At 72.0% G+C, this 17,903-nt stretch carries 15 protein-coding genes; 7 read left to right on the top strand and 8 right to left on the bottom strand.

Going from position 1 to position 17,903, the window contains the following annotated elements:
• Positions 1-69: 69 nt before the first annotated feature.
• The 5 genes from ABD292_RS27780 to ABD292_RS27800 all read right to left on the bottom strand — a co-directional run bounded on the left by ABD292_RS27780 (position 70) and on the right by ABD292_RS27800 (position 5,662).
• Positions 70-1,017 carry an alkaline phosphatase family protein gene (locus ABD292_RS27780; RefSeq protein WP_344212285.1) on the bottom strand — a complete coding sequence of 316 codons (948 nt, stop codon included), beginning with the start codon at positions 1,015-1,017 and terminating at the stop codon, positions 70-72.
• Between the two features lie 46 nt (positions 1,018-1,063).
• Positions 1,064-1,837: a sugar phosphate isomerase/epimerase family protein gene (locus ABD292_RS27785; protein WP_344212287.1), complete on the bottom strand. Its 774-nt coding sequence runs from the start codon at positions 1,835-1,837 to the stop codon at positions 1,064-1,066.
• 34 nt (positions 1,838-1,871) lie between these two features.
• Positions 1,872-2,867: a LacI family DNA-binding transcriptional regulator gene (locus ABD292_RS27790; protein ID WP_344212289.1), complete on the bottom strand. Its 996-nt coding sequence runs from the start codon at positions 2,865-2,867 to the stop codon at positions 1,872-1,874.
• A 118-nt stretch (positions 2,868-2,985) separates the two neighbouring features.
• Positions 2,986-4,128: a hypothetical protein gene (locus ABD292_RS27795; RefSeq protein ID WP_344212291.1), complete on the bottom strand. Its 1,143-nt coding sequence runs from the start codon at positions 4,126-4,128 to the stop codon at positions 2,986-2,988.
• A gap of 148 nt (positions 4,129-4,276) precedes the next feature.
• Positions 4,277-5,662 (bottom strand): LCP family protein, encoded by a 1,386-nt coding sequence (locus ABD292_RS27800; protein ID WP_344212293.1) that lies wholly within the window; start codon positions 5,660-5,662, stop codon positions 4,277-4,279.
• A 375-nt stretch (positions 5,663-6,037) separates the two neighbouring features.
• Between ABD292_RS27800 and ABD292_RS27805 the strand changes: the two genes are divergently transcribed.
• The 4 genes from ABD292_RS27805 (at position 6,038) to ABD292_RS27820 (ending at position 10,554) form a co-directional block, all read left to right on the top strand.
• Positions 6,038-6,763 carry a hypothetical protein gene (locus ABD292_RS27805; RefSeq protein WP_344212295.1) on the top strand — a complete coding sequence of 242 codons (726 nt, stop codon included), beginning with the start codon at positions 6,038-6,040 and terminating at the stop codon, positions 6,761-6,763.
• Between the two features lie 60 nt (positions 6,764-6,823).
• Positions 6,824-7,987 carry a thiolase family protein gene (locus ABD292_RS27810; RefSeq protein ID WP_218155836.1) on the top strand — a complete coding sequence of 388 codons (1,164 nt, stop codon included), beginning with the start codon at positions 6,824-6,826 and terminating at the stop codon, positions 7,985-7,987.
• Positions 7,984-10,071, top strand: a complete 2,088-nt coding sequence (locus tag ABD292_RS27815; protein WP_344212297.1) for a 3-hydroxyacyl-CoA dehydrogenase NAD-binding domain-containing protein — start codon at positions 7,984-7,986, stop codon at positions 10,069-10,071. Before ABD292_RS27810 ends, ABD292_RS27815 begins: the two co-directional genes overlap by 4 nt.
• A gap of 99 nt (positions 10,072-10,170) precedes the next feature.
• Positions 10,171-10,554, top strand: coding sequence for an SSI family serine proteinase inhibitor (locus tag ABD292_RS27820; protein WP_344212299.1), 384 nt, complete (start codon positions 10,171-10,173; stop codon positions 10,552-10,554).
• Between the two features lie 49 nt (positions 10,555-10,603).
• On the opposite strand, the gene ABD292_RS27825 is transcribed toward ABD292_RS27820, so the two are convergent.
• Positions 10,604-12,070, bottom strand: a complete 1,467-nt coding sequence (locus ABD292_RS27825; RefSeq protein ID WP_344212301.1) for an amino acid permease — start codon at positions 12,068-12,070, stop codon at positions 10,604-10,606.
• A 69-nt stretch (positions 12,071-12,139) separates the two neighbouring features.
• On the bottom strand, positions 12,140-14,023 hold the full coding sequence (gene dxs / locus ABD292_RS27830) for a 1-deoxy-D-xylulose-5-phosphate synthase (RefSeq protein ID WP_344212817.1): 1,884 nt from the start codon (positions 14,021-14,023) through the stop codon (positions 12,140-12,142).
• 159 nt (positions 14,024-14,182) lie between these two features.
• On the opposite strand from dxs, the gene ABD292_RS27835 reads away from it, so the two are divergent.
• Genes ABD292_RS27835 through ABD292_RS27845 form a run of 3 tightly spaced genes read left to right on the top strand, consistent with a single transcriptional unit; the run spans position 14,183 to position 16,668 of the window.
• Entirely contained in the window at positions 14,183-15,040 is an 858-nt protein-coding gene (locus tag ABD292_RS27835) for a neutral zinc metallopeptidase (protein ID WP_344212303.1), read from the top strand.
• Between the two features lie 43 nt (positions 15,041-15,083).
• Positions 15,084-15,884: a neutral zinc metallopeptidase gene (locus ABD292_RS27840; protein ID WP_344212305.1), complete on the top strand. Its 801-nt coding sequence runs from the start codon at positions 15,084-15,086 to the stop codon at positions 15,882-15,884.
• 34 nt (positions 15,885-15,918) lie between these two features.
• Positions 15,919-16,668: a neutral zinc metallopeptidase gene (locus ABD292_RS27845; protein ID WP_344212307.1), complete on the top strand. Its 750-nt coding sequence runs from the start codon at positions 15,919-15,921 to the stop codon at positions 16,666-16,668.
• A gap of 9 nt (positions 16,669-16,677) precedes the next feature.
• On the opposite strand, the gene ABD292_RS27850 is transcribed toward ABD292_RS27845, so the two are convergent.
• Positions 16,678-17,883 (bottom strand): ROK family transcriptional regulator, encoded by a 1,206-nt coding sequence (locus ABD292_RS27850; RefSeq protein ID WP_344212309.1) that lies wholly within the window; start codon positions 17,881-17,883, stop codon positions 16,678-16,680.
• Positions 17,884-17,903: the final 20 nt, after the last annotated feature.

Below are 17,903 nucleotides of genomic sequence, written 5' to 3' on the forward strand. Positions count from 1 at the left end.
CTGCCGTTCAGCGTCGTGTCACCAGTGTCACGCCTGCCGGACAGAAATTCAACACCCGATGAAAATCGATCACGGCTCCAGGGGCGCGCCGTCCAGGTCCCAGGCCGGCTCGATCGGCACGCCCAGCGCGGCCAGGGCCGTCGGGCCCACGTCCACCAGGCGCGGAGCGGCGAGCCGCCGCCCGCCGAGGTCCCGGCCGAGGTGGTGGGCGATGACGAAGACCGTGCGCTCCTCGTCCGAGACGCCGCCGTGGCCGCCCTCGTCCACGTGGCCGTGGTCGGTGGTGACGAGGACGGTCCAGCGCTCCTCCCGGTACGCCGGCCGGGCGCGTACGGCGTCCAGCAGGCGGCCCAGGTACGCGTCCTGGGTCCGGAGCGCGGCGGCGTACTCGGGGCAGTGGGGGCCGAGCTCGTGGGCGACCTCGTCGGTGTCGCCGAGGTAGACGAAGACCGCGTCAGGGTCGTCCTCGCCGAGGTGGCGCTCCGCCTCGGCGGTCACCCGCTCGTCGGCCGCGCTCCAGCCGCCCTCGCAGGTGTAGCCGTCCAGGACGAAGCGGTGGTCGATGGCCGGGCCGAAGGCTCCGTGCTCGGCGAGCGCGGCCCAGGAGAAGAACGCCGAGGTCACCAGGTCGGGGCGGGCATTCTTCGCCCGCGTCAGGAAGTCCGGAAATTTCAGGAATCGGGGGTCGGTGAAGGCGTTGTCCACGACGCCGTGCTTGTCGGGCCACACCCCGGTCGCGATGGACGACCAGCCGGGGCCCGAGTCGGTACGCGAGCGGATCGCCCGGGCCGCGGCGCTGCCGTCGTCGCCCGGCTCGGGGCTCTTCGGCACGACCTCGCCGATCGACTCGGTGTGCGGCGCGCCGGCCTCGCCGTAGGGGAGCATGCTGGTGCCGTACGCGCCGGCGGACATCAGCGCGGTCAGGACCGGCGCGCCCGAGGCGGCGAGCAGGTCGAAGCGGAGCCCGTCCATGCCGACCACGAGGACCTTGTTCCTCGCCGTGTTGGATCTTGCCAAGTTAGATGCGGACATACCGCTATCTAAGCGGCACAATCCGGTCGGTTCACCCCGCGAAGCGGCGCACCCAGGCCGCCGCGCCCGGCAGGATCTCCTCGACCGGCGCGACGTGCGGATACCACGTCCGCTCCCACTCCAGCGACACCCAGCCGGTGTAGCCGGCCGCACGCAGCAGGGCGCCCGCCTCCTCCAGCGGCACCGAGCCCGTCCCCAGGGGGACCGGCGTGGTGTCCTCGGCCGAGACCGCGTCCTTGATCTGCACGTACGCGAGGTGCGGCCCGAGCGCGGCCAGCGACTCGGCCGGCGGCTCGCCGTGCCGCCAGGGGTGCAGCAGATCCCAGATCGCGCCCGTGACGCCGGGGCGATCGGCCGCGTCGAGCAGCCCGGCCACGGCCGCGCCGGTCGCCATCGCGTCGTGCGTCTCGACCAGCACCCGGACGCCGAGCCCCGCGGCGCTCTCGGCGACCGCCCTCAGCCGGCGCGCGCCGATCGCCGGGTCCGCGCCGCGCGGGAACACCCGGACCCCGGGCGCGCCCAGGTCGGCGGCCAGGCGCAGATCGGCGAGGAGGGCATCGGTGACCGGCTCGTCCGGCCCCGGCTCGCAGATCCTGACATATCCCGCCAGGGCGGCGATCTCCAGGCCCGCGTCCGCCACCCTCGACCGCACCGCCCGCCGCTCCGCCGCGTCCAGCCCGGCGTGCACCCCGGTGTCCGGATGCAGGCGCAGCTCCAGCCCCTCGCACCCGTGCCGCGCCGCGAGCTCCACGGCCCGGCCGAGACCTTCGCCGGGCATGCCCAGCGTGCTGACCGCCAGCCTCACAGCGTCCTCACCAGGGCCTCCCGCTCGCCCCGCGTCAACCGAGCCTCCGTACGCTCTCGCGCAGCACGACCTCGCCGGCGACCTGCTCGACCACCGGGGCGACGTCCTCGGCGAGCGCCAGCTCCAGCGCCCGCGCCCCCATGTCCTTGAGCGGCAGGCGTACGGTCGTCAGCGCGGGAACGTGATCACGCAGCGTGACGATGTCGTCGAACCCGGCCACCGACACGTCCTCAGGCACCCGCACCCCGGCCTCGCGGTAGGCGGCCAGCGCCCCCACGGCCATGACGTCGTTGACCGCGAACACGCACGTGACGTCCGGATCGACGCGCCGCGCGGCCTCGTGCCCGCCGTCGCGGTCGAACGGCCCGGGGACGATCTGCGGCGCGGGCAGCCCCAGCTCCTCCAGCGCCCCGGCGAAGCCCGCGCACCGGTCGGCCGCCGTCACCAGGTGCGGCGGCCCGGCCAGCACCGCGAAGCGGGTGTGACCGAGCCCGGCGAGCGCCCGCGCCAGCTCCGCCGCGCCCGCGCGGTTGGCCGGCGCGACGGTGTCGACGCCGAGGAGGTCCTGGCCGACGCAGGCGGCCCGGCCGCCGCCCGCCCGGTAGCGGGCCAGCTCGTCGCGGAGCCGCCCGGTGACCTGGGCGTCGGCCACGCGGGAGCCGACCAGCAGCACCGCGCGGACGCGCTGGGCGCTCAGCGTGGCGACGTAGGCGATCTCCTGCTCGGGGTCGCGGTGCGTGGTGCCCACCATGACCAGCAGGCCCTGGGTGGCCGCGGCCCGCATCGCGCCGTCGGCGAGGGCGGCGAAGTAGGGGTCGGTCAGGTCGTGCACGACGATGCCGATGACGTTCCCTGCTCCCCTGGCCAGCGTCTGGGCCGCGATGTTGGCGCGGTAGCCCAGCTCGTCGGCGGCCTGCTCGACGCGGGCCCGCAGGGCCGCGCCCACCTGGCGGGTGCTGCCGTTGAGCACCCGCGAGGCGGTCGCCAGCGAGACGCCCGCCTGCTTGGCGACGTCCTCAAGCGTGACCACGAGACCTCCCCCTAGGAAAGCGGTTTCCATTGTGCCCGAACAGCACCGTGATCCGCATCCTCGCACGGCTCCGGCCCTGGGCGACACCACGGCCGGGGCCGTTTCCCTGACCGGAGGCTCAGGCCCAGGGGAAGAGGTAGTCGAACAGGCCCTTACGCTCCTCCTGGGCCGGCGTGGGCGCGGGCTCCTGGGTGGCAGGCTCCTCGGTCGGCTTCTCCTCCGCCTCCGTGCGCTGCTCGGACTGCGTACGCTGCTGCTGCTCCGTCTGCGAGTCGCGGACCGTCCCGGCCTGCTCGTCGGTGTCCCGCATCTCGGGCTCCTGCGAACGGGACGGGCGCGCGCTCGGCCGCGCCTCCGGCTCCTCGCTCCGGGTGGCCGTGGGCCGGGCTGCCGGCTCGCGGGTCGGCCGTGCCTGCGTGGTGGTCGGGGACGCGTCCGCCGTCGGGGTCTCGGCCGGCTCGGTGGTCTCCTCCTCGGCGGGCTCGGCGGTCTCCTCCTCGGCCTCGTCGTCGGCGGCGGCGGAGTCGAGGGGCGTGCTCACCTGGCCCGCGCTCGCGCACCGGCCGTCGGCGCACGGGTCGTCGGAGCCTCCGGTGAGCGCGAAGCCCGCCCCCACGCCGACCACCACCACCGCGGCGGCGGCCAGCACCAGCATCCGGGTACGGCCGCGCCCCTCACGCCCCTCACGCTCGGAGCGGCCGGAGCGGCCGGCGTCCTCGGAGTCGTCGGTCCAGCCGGAGCCGAGGAAGCCGCGCCGGGGCCGCTCGTCGTAGGAGCCGCCGTTGTAGGAGTCGCCGTCGTAGGAGCCGGCGTCGTAGGAGCCGGCGCCGTCGTAGGCGCGGGTCTCGTGGGGGCCGCTGTCGCGCGAGCCCTCGTCGTACGCGCTCTCGTCATAGGAGCCGTTGCCGTACGAGCCCTCGTCGTGGACGTTGCCCTCGCGAACGTCGCCGTCGTACGCGCTCGCGGGCCGGTCGTCGTCGGACGGGCCGTCGTAGGCGCGGTCGAGCGGCAGGTACGCGGGCTCGCCGCCCTGCCCCTGACCGGCGGAGGAGAGGGTGTCCTGCGGGAGGTCGTCGAGCACGTCGCGGCCGGTCTCGGGCGGCAGGATGTAGGTCTCGCCGGCGGGCGAGACCTGGATGGCGGGCTGCTCGTCGGTGTCGTCCGTGCTCCACCGTGGGGACAGCACGTCGCCCGTCAGGTCCGGGTTGACCGGCCTCCCCTGGCCGTCCTCGTATGGCCTGTCGTTCTCGTCGCGCACCACGATGGAACCTCTCTAAGTACGTATTGTGACCGCGCCCTTTCTTAGCAGAGTCGAACCCGACTTGTCCGGAAATTCCACCTGTTTCGCTAAAATCACTCTAAGTAACATGCGTCGCTCCCGTGCAGCACGGAAGGGACGCGGACCCGCCCTACTTGCAGGGGTTGGTGTTGACGTCGACGACCTTGTCCTTGAGCGAGTCAGGGATCGCCGACAACACCCGCACCCCCGGCCAGTCGGCCCCGATGACGAGCTGCACGACCGGCCCGCCCTTCGGCGCAGGCACCTTCGACTGGTAGACGTCGGTCTTCACCGGCGCGACCTTGCCCGCCACCGGCGTCCGCTTGTCCTTCGACAGCCGGGCGGCCACCGCGTCGGCGTACGCCGGCCCGTCCTGGGCGTCCTTCTTGGCGTAGCGGATGGAGGTGGTCGGGGTCGTGGGCGCGTTGCCGACCTGGATGACCGCGAACCCCTGCGCGGCCAGCTCCTCGGCCACCTGCAGGGCCTTGCCCTGCTCGCCGGTGCCGTTGAGCACCTGCACCCGCACCTGGCCGTGCTCGATCTTCGGCGTGGCCGCCTTGCCGGGCGTGGGGGTGGCGGTGACCTCGACGTCGTTGCGCACGGCCTCGAAGAAGTTGCGCGCGGCCGGCTCGCTGAACTGCACCCGGTTCTTGTCCTGCGGGTACGCCTCCACCGGCACCGTGATGCCCTTGAGCTCCTTGGCCGTCAGCCCCTTGACGCTGTTGGCGATCTCCAGCATCCGGTCCGGCGTCAGCCCGCTGTCCACGGTGACGGCGGCCGCGGCCGAGTGGAGGAAGTCGTTGAGCTTGATCGGGTTGGTGAGCAGGCCGCCGTCGGTGACCTTGGCCAGCACCTTGGTGAGGAAGACCTGCTGGCGCTGGATGCGGCTGAGGTCGCTGCCGTCGCCGAGCGCGTAGCGGGTGCGTACGTACCCGAGGGCCTGCTCGCCGCTCACCACGTGCTTGCCCGCGCCGAGCACCAGCTTCGCCTTGGGGTCGTTGACCGGCTTGGGCAGGCAGATCTCGATGCCGCCGAGCGCGTCGATGATGCCCTTGAAGCCGGTGAAGTCGACCTTCACGAAGTGGTTGATCTTGATGTTGGTGAGCGACTCCAGCGTCTTGATCGTGCAGTTGATGCCGCCGTCGTTGAAGGCGGCGTTGATCTGCCGGATGCCGGGCCCGATCACGGTGCCGTTGTGGCCCGTGCACTGGGGCACCTGCACCATCGAGTCGCGCGGGAAGCTGATCATGGTGGCCTTGTCCCGGTTGGGGGAGATGTGCAGCAGCATGATCGTGTCGGTGCGCTCGCCCAGGCCCTGCGACTTGGGGCCGTACTTCTTGTTGTCGCCCTCGCGCGAGTCGGAGCCGACGAGCAGCACGTTGAGCGCGCCGGTCTCGGGAGGCCGGGTCGCGTCGACCACGATGTCCTCCTGCTCGAGGCCCGCGAGAATGCTGCGGTAGTAGCCGTAGCCGCCCAGCGTCCCCGCCACCAGCACCCCGGTCAGCCCCACGCTCACCCACCCCAGCGGCGTGAGGGACTTGCGCCGGGGGCGCGGCTCGTCGTTCCGTGACCGCCGCGAACCCGGGGCGACTTGGGAACCCGCAACCGTATTGCCAGGTCTTGCTCTCACACGGTCCATCCCTTGCGCCATGATCGCGCAGCTTAGTCACAAACAAGCAGCCACGACGACAAATCTCCGCTTCTTGACCCTCCACGGCCCCCGAAGGCCCCGTGACGCCGGCCCCCTCACGACAGTTCGCCCTCCGCGGGCCCCGCAGGCTATGGCCCGCCCGCCACTCCTTGCTCACCTTCGTCCAGCGGCAGGCAAGGGCTCCATCCGAACCGCGCGTACTCCCGCGAGGTCGCGCGCACTGCCGTCATCATGGCGTTCATGCTGCTGACCGAGATACCGCCGCCTCCCGGGGCCACGGAGCTTGCCGCGCTGCGGGCCGGGGCCCGGGCCGCCCGCCACCGCGCCTGCATCGCGCTCGTCGCCTCCCTGGCTTTGCTGGCCGCCGCCCAGGTGCTCGCCGACCGGTCCGGGCGGGAGCACGCGCCGGCGCTCGCCGTGGTCTCCCTGGCGATCTTCGCCGCCGCCCTGCCCGCGCTCGGGGTCACCCAATGCATGTGGGGCCTGCGCGCCCGCCGGGTCCGCCGCAGGGAGCGCGAGCTGTACGCCGTGTCCCGCTCGGGCCGGGCCAGGCCGCTCACCCGGCTGGCCGTCGCCGCCGGCTGGGCGGTCACGCTGCTGCTGGGCGGCAGCCTGCCGCAACTGCTGCGCCGGGCCGGGTACGAATCCGCGGCGACCGTGCTGACCTGGACGGTCGAGGCGTCGGTGATGATCGGCCTGGCCGCGGGGGTGTCGTTCCTCCTGTGGTGGGCACGTGACTCCACGGGGATGCCGGCGCGCGCCCCGCGCCCGGGAGGGTCACCTGGCGACCCGTGGGACCCGGGCCCCGGCGCGCGTCCGCGGACGGGCGCGGCGCTCTGGACCGGCGCGACCCTGGCGGTCGCCGCCCTGGTCGGGGCCCGCGCCCATCTCTGGGAGCCGGCGACGGGATGGGTCTACACGCTGCTCACGGCCGCCCTCGTCTGCGGAGTAGTTACTGACGAGTAGCATAGGCACGGAATCCCATCCAGAACGAGGAGCGAATCCGTGCCTTCCTCTCGTGACGTCGTGTTCGTCGACGGCGTGCGCACGCCTTTCGGCCGGTCAGGGCCGAAGGGGCTGTACGCGGAGACCCGTGCGGACGACCTGGTCGTCCGGGTCATCCGCGAGCTCATGCGGCGCAACCCCAACCTTCCGCCCGAGCGCGTGGACGAGGTCGCCATCGCCGCGACCACCCAGATCGGCGACCAGGGCCTGACCATCGGCCGCTCGGCCGCGGTCCTGGCCGGGCTGCCGAAGACCGTTCCCGGCTACGCCATCGACCGCATGTGCGCGGGCGCGATGACCGCCGTCACCACGGTCGCGGGCGGCATCGCGTTCGGCGCGTACGACGTGGCGATCGCGGGCGGCGTCGAGCACATGGGCCGCCACCCGATGGGCGAGGGCGTCGACCCCAACCCGCGCTTCCTGTCGGAGAAGCTGGTCGACCCGAGCGCGCTCGTCATGGGCATGACCGCCGAGAACCTGCACGACCGCTACCCGGCGATCAGCAAGGAGCGCGCGGACGCGTACGCGGTGCTGTCGCAGGAGAAGGCGGCCAAGGCGTACGCCGACGGCCGGATCCAGCCCGATCTCGTCCCCACGGCCATCAGGACCGCGGAAAAGGGCTGGGGGCTCGCCGTCGAGGACGAGGCGCCGCGCCCCGGCACCACCATGGAGGGCCTGAGCGCGCTCAAGACGCCGTTCCGGCCGCACGGGCACGTCACGGCGGGCAACTCCTCCGGCATCAACGACGGCGCCACCGGCTGCGTCGTGGCGGCCCGCGAGGTGGCCGAGGAGCTGGGGCTCGGGCCGCGGATGCGGCTGGTGTCGTACGCGTTCGCGGGCGTGGACCCCGAGGTGATGGGCGTCGGCCCGATCCCGTCCACGGAGCGGGCGCTGCGCCTGGCCGGGCTCGACATCTCCGACATCGGGCTGTTCGAGATCAACGAGGCGTTCGCCGTGCAGGTCCTGGCCTTCCTCGACCACTTCGGCATCGCCGACGACGACCCCCGCGTCAACCCGTACGGCGGCGCGATCGCCTACGGCCACCCGCTCGCCTCCTCGGGCGTGCGGCTGATGACGCAGCTCGCCCGGCAGTTCGGCGAGCGTCCCGACGTGCGCTACGGCATCACCACCATGTGCGTCGGCATGGGCATGGGCGGCACTGTGATCTGGGAGAACCTGGCATGAGCACGATCGAGAACTGGCGGGCGCTGCTGGGCGAGCGCAACCCCGACGAGGTCGTCACCAAGGCGCTGGTCCGCGACGTGCAGCTGCCCGGTGGCGCGGGCACGATGGCGCTGATCACCCTGGACAACGGCTTCGACCACACCAAGCCCAACACCTTCGGCCCGCTCGGCCTGTTCGCGCTGGACGAGGTGCTGACGGAGATCGCCGGGCGCACCGACCTCGCGGCCGTCGGCGTGACCGGCAAGCCGTTCATCTTCGCCGTCGGCGCCGACCTCAAGGGCGCGGCGGCGCTGCGCACCCGCGAGGAGGCCCTCGCGATCGGCGCGCTCGGCCACCACGTCTTCCGGCGGCTGGGCGAGCTGGACGTCCCGTCGTTCGCGTTCGTCAACGGCGCGGCCATGGGCGGCGGCCTGGAGATCGCGCTGCACTGCACGTACCGGACGATCTCCTCCGGCGTGCCCGCCGTGGCGCTGCCGGAGTGCTTCCTCGGCCTGGTGCCGGGCTGGGGCGGCACGCAGCTCCTGCCGCGCCTCGTCGGCCCGGCCGCCGCGATCAAGCTGATCATCGAGAATCCGCTCGCCCAGAACCGCGTGACGAAGGGCGCCGACGCCTTCGCGCTCGGGATCGCCGACGCCATGTTCGAGCCGGCCGACTTCCTGGAGGAGTCGCTGCGCTGGGCGTCCCGGGTGCTCAAGGGCGAGGTGACGGTCGAGCGCGCCGCCCACGACGGCGGGGAGAAGGCGGTCGCCGACGCGCGCTTCCTCGTGGACATGAAGCTGCGCGGCGCCTCCCCCGCCCCCTACCGGGCGCTCGACCTCATCGCGAAGGCCGAGACCGCCTCGCGGGACGAGGGCTTCGCCGCCGAGGACGAGGCGCTGGCCGACCTGCTGACGGGCGACGAGCTACGGGCCGGGCTCTACGCGTTCGACCTGGTGCAGCGCCGCGCCAAGCGGCCGGCGGGCGCGCCGGACAAGGCGCTGGCCCGCAAGGTCACCAAGGTCGGCGTGGTGGGCGCGGGGCTGATGGCCTCGCAGATGGCGCTGCTGTTCGCCCGCCGTCTGGAGGTGCCGGTCGTCCTCACCGACCTCGACCAGGCCCGGCTCGACAAGGGCGTCGGCTACGTCCACGCCGAGGCCGACAAGCTGCTGGCCAAGGGCCGCATCTCCGCCGACCAGGCCAACCGGCTGAAGTCGCTGGTCACCGGCTCGCTGACCAAGGACGCCTTCGCCGACGCCGACTTCGTCATCGAGGCCGTCTTCGAGGACCTGGCGGTCAAGAAGCAGGTGTTCGCCGAGGTCGAGGCCGTGGTGCCGGCCGAGTGCGTGCTCGCCACCAACACCTCCTCGCTGTCGCTGACCGAGATGGGCGCCGATCTCGCGCACCCGGAGCGGCTGGTCGGCTTCCACTTCTTCAACCCGGTCGCGGTCATGCCGCTGCTGGAGATCATCAGGGGCGCCGCGACCGACGACGCCACGCTCGCCACGGCCTTCGCCGTCGGCAGGACGCTGAAGAAGTCGTCCGTGCTGGTCAAGGACGCCCCGGCGTTCGTGGTCAACCGGCTGCTGACCTGCTTCATGGGCGAGGTCGTCGCCGCCGTGGACGAGGGCACCCCGCTGGAGGTCGCCGAGCACGCGCTGGACGGGCTCGGGCTGCCGATGACGCCGTTCGCGCTGCTGCAGCTCGTCGGCCCGGCCGTCGGCCTGCACGTGGCCGAGACGCTGCACGAGGCCTTCCCCGACCGCTTCGGCGTCTCGGCGAACCTGGCCAAGCTCGTGGCCGCCGGCAAGCCGGGCGTCTACCTGCCGGACTTCACCATCGACCCGGAGGCGGTGGCCTTCTTCGCGGGCGGCGACCGGCCCTCCACGGCCGAGGAGGTCCGTGAGCGGGTGCTCAAGGCGCTCGCCGGGGAGATCCGGATCATGCTCGACGAGGGCGTGGTGGCCGCGCCGCAGGACATCGACCTGTGCATGATCCTCGGCGCGGGCTGGCCGTTCCATCTGGGTGGCATCACGCCTTATCTGGACAGGACCGGCATCGCCCAGCCGCGCTTCCTTTCTCCCGGTGTGGCCTCCGTACCGGCCTGATTCTGCCGACGTTCTTTACGGAGGCCCGGTCCGGGCCTCCGCATTTCATGACCTTCGCCGCCGTAGCGTTACGTCCCGCACGACGAACGGAGAGTAATCATGAAGCGAGCAATCGGCACGATGGCCCTGTGCGCGGCGTTCCTGGCGTGCGCGTCCCCCGCCCTCGCACAGGCGCCCCGCCCCGCCAAGGGCAAGCTCAAGATCGCCGTCGCGGTGAAGGGCTCCCCCACCAGAGGGGTCACCCTTCGCTGCAACCCCGACGGCGGCACGCACCCGCACGCCAAGGCGGCCTGCGACGTGCTGCGCAAGTACAAGGGCGACCTCAGCACGATGCACGTCCCGAAGAGCAACACCTGCGGCGCTGAGGTCCAGCCGTACGCGGTGGTCATCAAGGGCACCTGGAACGGCAAGCCGGTGGAGTGGAGCAAGGGCTACCGCAACGCCTGCGTGATGAAGGCCGCGGGCGGGGCGCTGCTGTCCTGACCTGTGGGCGGGAGGGGCGGACTGGGCTCGGTCCGCCCCTCTTCGCGTCTCAGCGGCGGGTGCCCGCGCCTCCGGTCCTGCTGTGCCGGTAGCTGTAGCCGAAGTAGACGAGCACGCCGAGCGCCATCCAGATGACGAACCGCAGCCAGGTCTCCACCGGCAGGTTGAGCATCAGGTAGAGGCAGGCCAGCACGGACAGGATCGGCAGCAGCGGCACCAGCGGGACGCGGAAGGACCGCGGCAGGTCGGGACGGGTGCGCCGGAGCACCACCACGCCGATCGAGACCACCACGAACGCGAACAGCGTGCCGATGTTGACCAGCTCGGCCAGCTCACCGAACGAGACGAACCCGGCCAGCGCCATCGTCACCACGCCGATGACGAGCGTCAGCCTGGCGGGCGTGCCGAAGCGGGGGTGCACCCGGGCCAGCGAGCGCGGCACCAGCCCGTCGCGCGACATCGCGAACAGCACCCGCGTCTGGCCCAGCAGCAGCACCAGGACGACGGTGGTGAGACCGGCCAGCGCGCCCAGGCTGATGATGGTGGCCAGCCAGTCCTGGCCGACGGAGATGAAGGCGTCGGAGAGCGGCGCCGCGGTGCTCAGCTGGGTGTAGTTCTGCATGCCGACGACCACGAGGGAGACGGCGACGTAGAGGACCGTGCAGATGGCCAGCGAGCCGAAGATGCCGCGCGGCACGTCCCGCTGCGGCGTGATGGTCTCCTCGGCGGCCGTCGCCACGACGTCGAAGCCGATGAAGGCGAAGAACACGATCGCCGCCGCCGAGAAGATGCCGAGCACCCCGAAGGCCACCGGCGTGATCCCGAACAGCACCTGGAACAGCGGCGCCTTCACGCCCTCCACGCGCGCCGTGCTCACCGCCTCGGGGATGAACGGCGTGTAGTTGGCCGCCTTGACGAAGAACAGCCCCGCCACGATCACCACCAGCACCACGGCGACCTTGGTGATCACCAGGATGAGGTTGACCCGGGACGACAGCTTGATCCCGGCCACCAGCACCGCCGTGAGGATCGCGACGATGATCACCGCCGGCAGGTTGACCACGGCGGTGTCGCCGGCGATCGCGGCCGGCAGCGGGAGGCCGATGGACTCCAGCATCGACGCGAAGTAGCCCGACCAGCCGACCGCCACCACCGCCGCGGCCAGCGCCAGCTCCAGGATCAGGTCCCAGCCGATCACCCACGCGGGGAACTCGCCGAGGGTGGCGAAGGCGAAGGTGTAGGCCGACCCGGCGACCGGGATCGTGGAGGCGAACTCGGCGTAGCAGAGGGCCGCCAGGCCGCACACCACGCCCGCCACGACGAACGACAGCGCCACCGCCGGCCCCGCCGTGTCCTTGGCCACCTGACCCGTGAGCACGAAGATCCCGGTACCGATGATCACACCGATGCCGAAGACCGTGAGATCCAGCGCGGTCAGGCGCTTGCGCAGCTGATGCTCCGGATCCTCGGTGTCGCGGATCGACTGCTCGACGCTCTTCGTGCGAAAGATGTTCACGGCCGTTGATCCTTCCCACACCCTAGGCGGTCATTCCCTCGCGTGGTGCGTGCAGCGGCGGCCAAAAGGTCAGGGGCGGACGGCCTCCGCTGCGGAAGAGGTCCGCCTCGCGACGGCCTCGGTGATCCGGCGGGCGAGATCCTGGCCGGTCAGGCCGACGCGGCCGAGGATCGCCGCCCGCTTGGCGTGGTCGAGGAACTCCTGCGGGATGCCGAAGGTGCGTACGGGCACATCGACGTCGGCGTCGCGCAGCAGGCGGGCCACGGCGTCGCCCACGCCCCCCACGCGGCCGTTGTCCTCGACGACGGCGACCAGCTTGTGCACGGCGGCGGCCGGCGCCAGCGCCTCGTCCAGCGGCTTGACCCAGCGCGGGTCCACGACGGTGGCCGCGATGCCCTGCGCGTCGAGCAGCCTGGCGGCGTCGAGGCAGACCTGGGCCATCGGGCCCACGCCGACCAGCAGCACGTCGGGCTCGGCCGCCGGGGTCAGCAGCACGTCCATCTCGCCGAGCTTGCCGACCGCCTCGACGGGCTCGGCCACCGGGCCCTTGGGGAAGCGCAGCACGGTGGGGCCCTCGGTGACCTCGACGGCCTCGCGCAGCAGCTCGGCCAGGCGGTCGCCGTCGCGCGGCACCGCGACGCGCAGGCCGGGCACGACCTGGAGGATGGACAGGTCCCACATGCCGTTGTGGCTGGCGCCGTCGTCGCCGGTGACGCCCGCCCGGTCGAGCACGACGGTGACCGGCAGGCGGTGCAGCGCGACGTCCATGAGGAGCTGGTCGAAGGCCCGGTTGAGGAACGTGGCGTAGACGGCCACGACCGGGTGCAGGCCGCCGAGGGCGAGCCCGGCGGCGCTGGTCAGCGCGTGCTGCTCGGCGATGCCGACGTCGTAGATGCGCTCGGGGAAGTGCTCGGCGAAGGCGTTGAGGCCGGTCGGGTGGAGCATCGCGGCGGTGATGGCGACGAGGTCCTCGCGCTCTTTGCCGAGCCGGACCAGCTCCTCGCTGAAGACGTTGGTCCAGATGCGGCCCTTGGGCTTCTCCGCGCCGGTGGCCCGGTCGAAGGCGCCCGGGGAGTGGAACTGGTCCTCGTCGTGGTTCTCGGCGGGGCTGTAGCCGCGGCCCTTCTGGGTGAGCGCGTGCACGATGACCGGCCCGCGGAAGCCGCGCGCCTTGCGCAGGGCCGCCTCCATGGCCTGCTCGTCGTGGCCGTCGATGGGACCGACGTATTTGAGCCCGAGGTCCTCGAACATGGCCTGCGGCGCGAGGACGTCCTTGACGCCCTTCTTCACGCCGTGCAGGGCGTCGTAGAGCACGGGAACGTTCCCGATCTTGTCCTTGACGTAGCCGAGGAAGTCCTCGTAGCGGCGGTTGACCCGCAGCGAGGACAGGTGGGAGGCGAGGCCGCCGATCGTCGGGGAGTAGGAGCGGCCGTTGTCGTTGACCACGATGACGACCGGCAGGTCTTTGACGGCGGCGATGTTGTTGAGCGCCTCCCAGGCCATGCCGCCGGTCAGCGCGCCGTCGCCGATCACCGCGACCGCCGTGCGGTCGCGCTCGCCGCGCAGCTTGAACGCCTTGGCCAGGCCGTCGGCGTAGGACAGCGCGGTGGAGGCGTGGGAGTTCTCGACGAAGTCGTGCTCGGACTCGGCCTGGCTCGGATAGCCGGACAGGCCGCCCTCCTGCTTGAGCGCGTCGAAGCCGCCGGCCCTGCCGGTGAGCACCTTGTGCACGTAGGACTGGTGGCCGGTGTCCCAGATGATGGGGTCGCGCGGGGAGTCGAACACGCGGTGCAGCGCGATGGTGAGCTCCACCACGCCGAGGTTGGGGCCGAGGTGGCCGCCGAACCGGGCGCACGAGTCGACCAGCAGGTCACGGATCTCCCCCGCGAGCCGCGGCAGCTCCTCGGCGGCGAGCCGTTTGACGTCTTGCGGTCCTGCGATCGAACCCAGCAACCCGCTCACGGATTCGACTCCCCTCTGCTTTTGTCAGCCGACGCCCTGAGTCTAGTTCGCCGAGGCCTCACTGACTCCATCGAGTCAATTCCACCCACATATGTCCGATCTTGACCTAGTCTTTCGGTACCTATGAACTCCGCACAAACTGGCAAGATCGTGGCGATCGTTGCTGCCCTGCTGGCGCTGGTGCTCGCCGCGGCCGGTCTGGTGTTCGTACTCGCCGACTCCGCCACGACCTCGGCCAGGCCCGTGAACGAGGCGCAGCAGATCGTCTCCCCTCCCGTCAACGGCGCCGAGACCAAGAAGGTGCCGCTGCCCGGCAGGCGCCTCGCCACGGACAGCCCGCTGTATCGGACCGGCCGGCTGACGGACGTGAACTGCTCGCCGGGAGAGCTGCCCGCCGGCAGCATGACGGCCTACCGGCGCTTCCTGCTGCGGGTGACGGCGTGCCTGAACAAGGCGTGGGCCGCCCAGTTCGCCAAGGCGGACATGCCCTTCAGCAAGCCGAAGCTGCGCATCATCACCGGCAAGGTGCGCACGCCGTGCGGGGCCTGGAACGCCGGCGCGGACGGGGTCTACTGCTCCACCGACCGCACCATGTACCTGATGATCAGCCGCGACCAGCTCCGCAATCCGTTCCCGCTCGGCATCACCCGGCTGATCGCCCACGAGTACGGCCACCACGTGCAGCAGATCTCCGGCATCTGGAGCTACTACTGGACGGCGCGGTCGAGCGCGGGCAAGGCCGGCCGGCTGCTGCTGTCGCGCCGGTCCGAGCTCCAGGCCGAGTGCTTCTCGGCGATCTTCATGAGCACGATGAAGGGCACCTCGCTGGTGACGGACGCGGACTGGTCGTACACCGTGGACTGGTTCCGCAAGAACGGCGCGAAGGGCTGGCCGCAGAACGACCACGGCAAGGGGCCGACGCAGGCCGCGTGGATGACCCGGGGCTTCAACCGGGGCACTCCCGCCGCCTGCAACACCTGGGCCTCGGCGGCCCGCAACGTCACCTGATCGTTCTTTACCTGGGGCTCCCTCTTCACTAGGGTGCCGTCCCATGCGTATCCCTCGATCGGCGCTCCTGGCGGGCGTCCTGACCAGCGTGCTGTTAGGCGGCACGGCCCACGCGGAGGCCGCTCCGGCGTTCAAGCCGGCGCTGACCGCCAACCCGGTCTACAAGACCGGCGAGCTCGACCTCGGGACGTGCAAGGAGGAGCAGGCCGCGCCCGGCGACCTGCAGGACGTCAAGAAGTACCTCACCGGCGTGCTCGGCTGCCTCAACGAGGCCTGGGCGCCGAAGATCAGGAAGGCCGGCTTCGCGTTCAGCAAGCCGTCGCTCCAGGTCATCGCCAAGCCCCGTGCGAAGACGGGCTGTGGCGGCTACCCAGCGGGCGCGCAGGCCGTCTACTGCCCGCGCAACAACAAGATCACTTACTTGGTCTCCCCCGGCCTGCTGCGTCATCCGGACAACCTGGCGCTCATGGCGGTGCTCGCGCACGAGTACGGCCACCACGTCCAGCAGCTCACCGGCATGCTCGACGCCGGCACGGAGTACAACGGCAAGAACGCCCGGCGCATGCTCGACGAGAGCCGCCGCTACGAGCTGCAGGCGGAGTGCCTGGGCGCGGCGTTCATCGGCGACGTGTGGCACTCGCTGGGCCGCTCCCACGACGACTGGTACTACTTCGTCAGGAACAACGGCAGCGGCTCCTTCCTGTCGCTCTTCGGCCTGAAGGACTTCGGCGAGGAGACGCACGGGGCCGGCGCCAACGTCGGTTACTGGCTGGAGCGCGGCTTCGCCAAGGAGTCGGCGAGCGCCTGCAACACGTGGAAGGCCCCTAAGTCCAAGGTGTCCTAACAAAAAGGGACATATTGATCTATGATCCGCCATCGTGCGCACTGTTCTCGTGCCGGTGGCGGTGTTCATCACCGTGTCCGTGATCGCGGGTGAGCCCGCGTCGGCCGCGCCGCGCACCGGGCAGGAGTCGCTGTCCCACGTCATGGGCGGAGACCTGCCACGCATGAGATGCGCGGTGCCGGCGATCAAGGCGGGGTCGGCGGGCTCGCTGCGCGCCTTCCACCGGGCCATGGCGGCGTGCGCGGACCGCTTCTGGGCGGAGCGGTTCGCGGCGGCCGGGCTGCCCTACAGCTCGCCCGAGGTGACGATCACCTCCGGCGCGGACTCGGTCTGCGGGCGCGTCTCGGGCGCGGGCGCCCACTACTGCCCGGAGCAGCGGGCGATCGTCATCCGCATCACCCGGCACGACCTGCGCGACCCGTTCAGGATGAACGTCGCCCACTCGGTCGCCCACGAGTGGGGCCACCACGTCCAGCAGCTCACCGGGGTGCTGAAGGCGCACGAGGCGCTGTACCTGCCGGCCTCGGAGCGGGCCCGCACGGTGCTGAGCCACCGGCTGGAGATGCAGGCCGAGTGCTACGCGGGCGTCTTCTACAGCGCCGCGCTGAAGTCGATCGGGCCGGGCATCGCGTGGGACGACTGGCTCGACGCGGTACGGCAGGCGGAGGAGAGCGAGGTGCACGGCAAGCCGCGCAACCTGGCGTTCTGGCAGGACCGCGGCTACAAGGGCGGGGCCACCGGCTTCTGCAACACCTGGACGGCGGCGCGGGCGAAAGTGGGCTGACCCGGCCGGCTAGCCGTTCGCGCGGGCCAGGACCTCCAGGGGATCGGCGAGCACGTGCGCGAAGGCCAGCTCCGCCGCGCCGACCAGAGTGGCGGAGTCGCCGAGCGCGGAGGTGCGCAGCCGCACCTGCTCGCGCTGCGCGGCCATGGCGTGCAGGGTGAGCTGCGTGCGCACCTGCGCGGCCGAGCCGAGATAGACCTCACGCAGCATGCCGCCGAAGATCACCATCTCGGGGTTGAAGATGTTGACGAGGTTGGCGACGCCGAGGCCGAGCCATTCGCCGGTGCGGCTCAGCGCCTCCTGGGCGACGATGTCGCCGCGGTCGGCCGCCTCGACCACGGCCCGGACCGCGTCGCGGCCCTGCTGCCCGGCGCCGAAGCGGCCGGCCGCCTCCAGCAGGGCGCGCTCCCCCACCTCGGCCTCCAGGCAGCCGTGCGAGCCGCAGCCGCAGGCCCGGCCGCCCGGGTTGACGACCATGTGGCCGACCTCGCCGCCGTAGCCGTCGTGGCCGCCGAGCAACTGGCCGCCGGCGATGATGCCGCCGCCGATGCCCACGTCGCCGTGCAGGTAGATGAGGTCCCTGACGGCGACGCCGACGCCGCGGCTGTGCTCGGCGAGCGCGCCCAGGTTGGCGTCGTTGCCGACGCTGACCGGCAGGCCCAGGCCGAGCTTGCGGCCCAGCTCCTCGCCGAACGGCACCTCCTCCGCCTTGAGGTTGGGGCCGAAGGTGACCACGCCGTCGGCCTTGCGCACGCCGCCGGACACGGCCGCCGCCGCGCCCACGCAGACGGTGTCGGCCCTGGTCTTGCGGCGCATCTGCCGGGCGAAGCCGGCGAGCGCGCCGGTCAGCTCGTCCAGCTCGAACACCTCACGGCGGCGTACGGCCTCGCGCCGGTCGAGTATGACCCCGCCCAGCCCCACGCGCGCGACCGCGAGCCGGTCGGGCCCCACGTCGAAGGCGAACACGTAGACCCGCGACGACTCCGGCCGGACCACCAGCGAAGGGCGGCCGGCCCGGCCGGTCTCGCGGGGCAGCTCCTCGCGTACGAGCCCCGCAGCCGTGAGGTCGGAGGTCAGCGCCATGATCGTGCTGCGGTTGAGCCCCATCTTGGCGGTGAGCTCGGCACGCGAGGTCGGCCCGCCCAGGTGGACGTGGCGAAGGAGCGCGCCGAGGTTGTGGCGCCTGATGTCCTCCTGCGAGGGGCCGGCACGCATGATCTGGGGTTCCTTGAGAG

Source organism: Nonomuraea bangladeshensis (genome assembly GCF_039529455.1).
In the GTDB taxonomy this organism is placed as follows: Bacteria; Actinomycetota; Actinomycetes; order Streptosporangiales; family Streptosporangiaceae; genus Nonomuraea; species Nonomuraea bangladeshensis.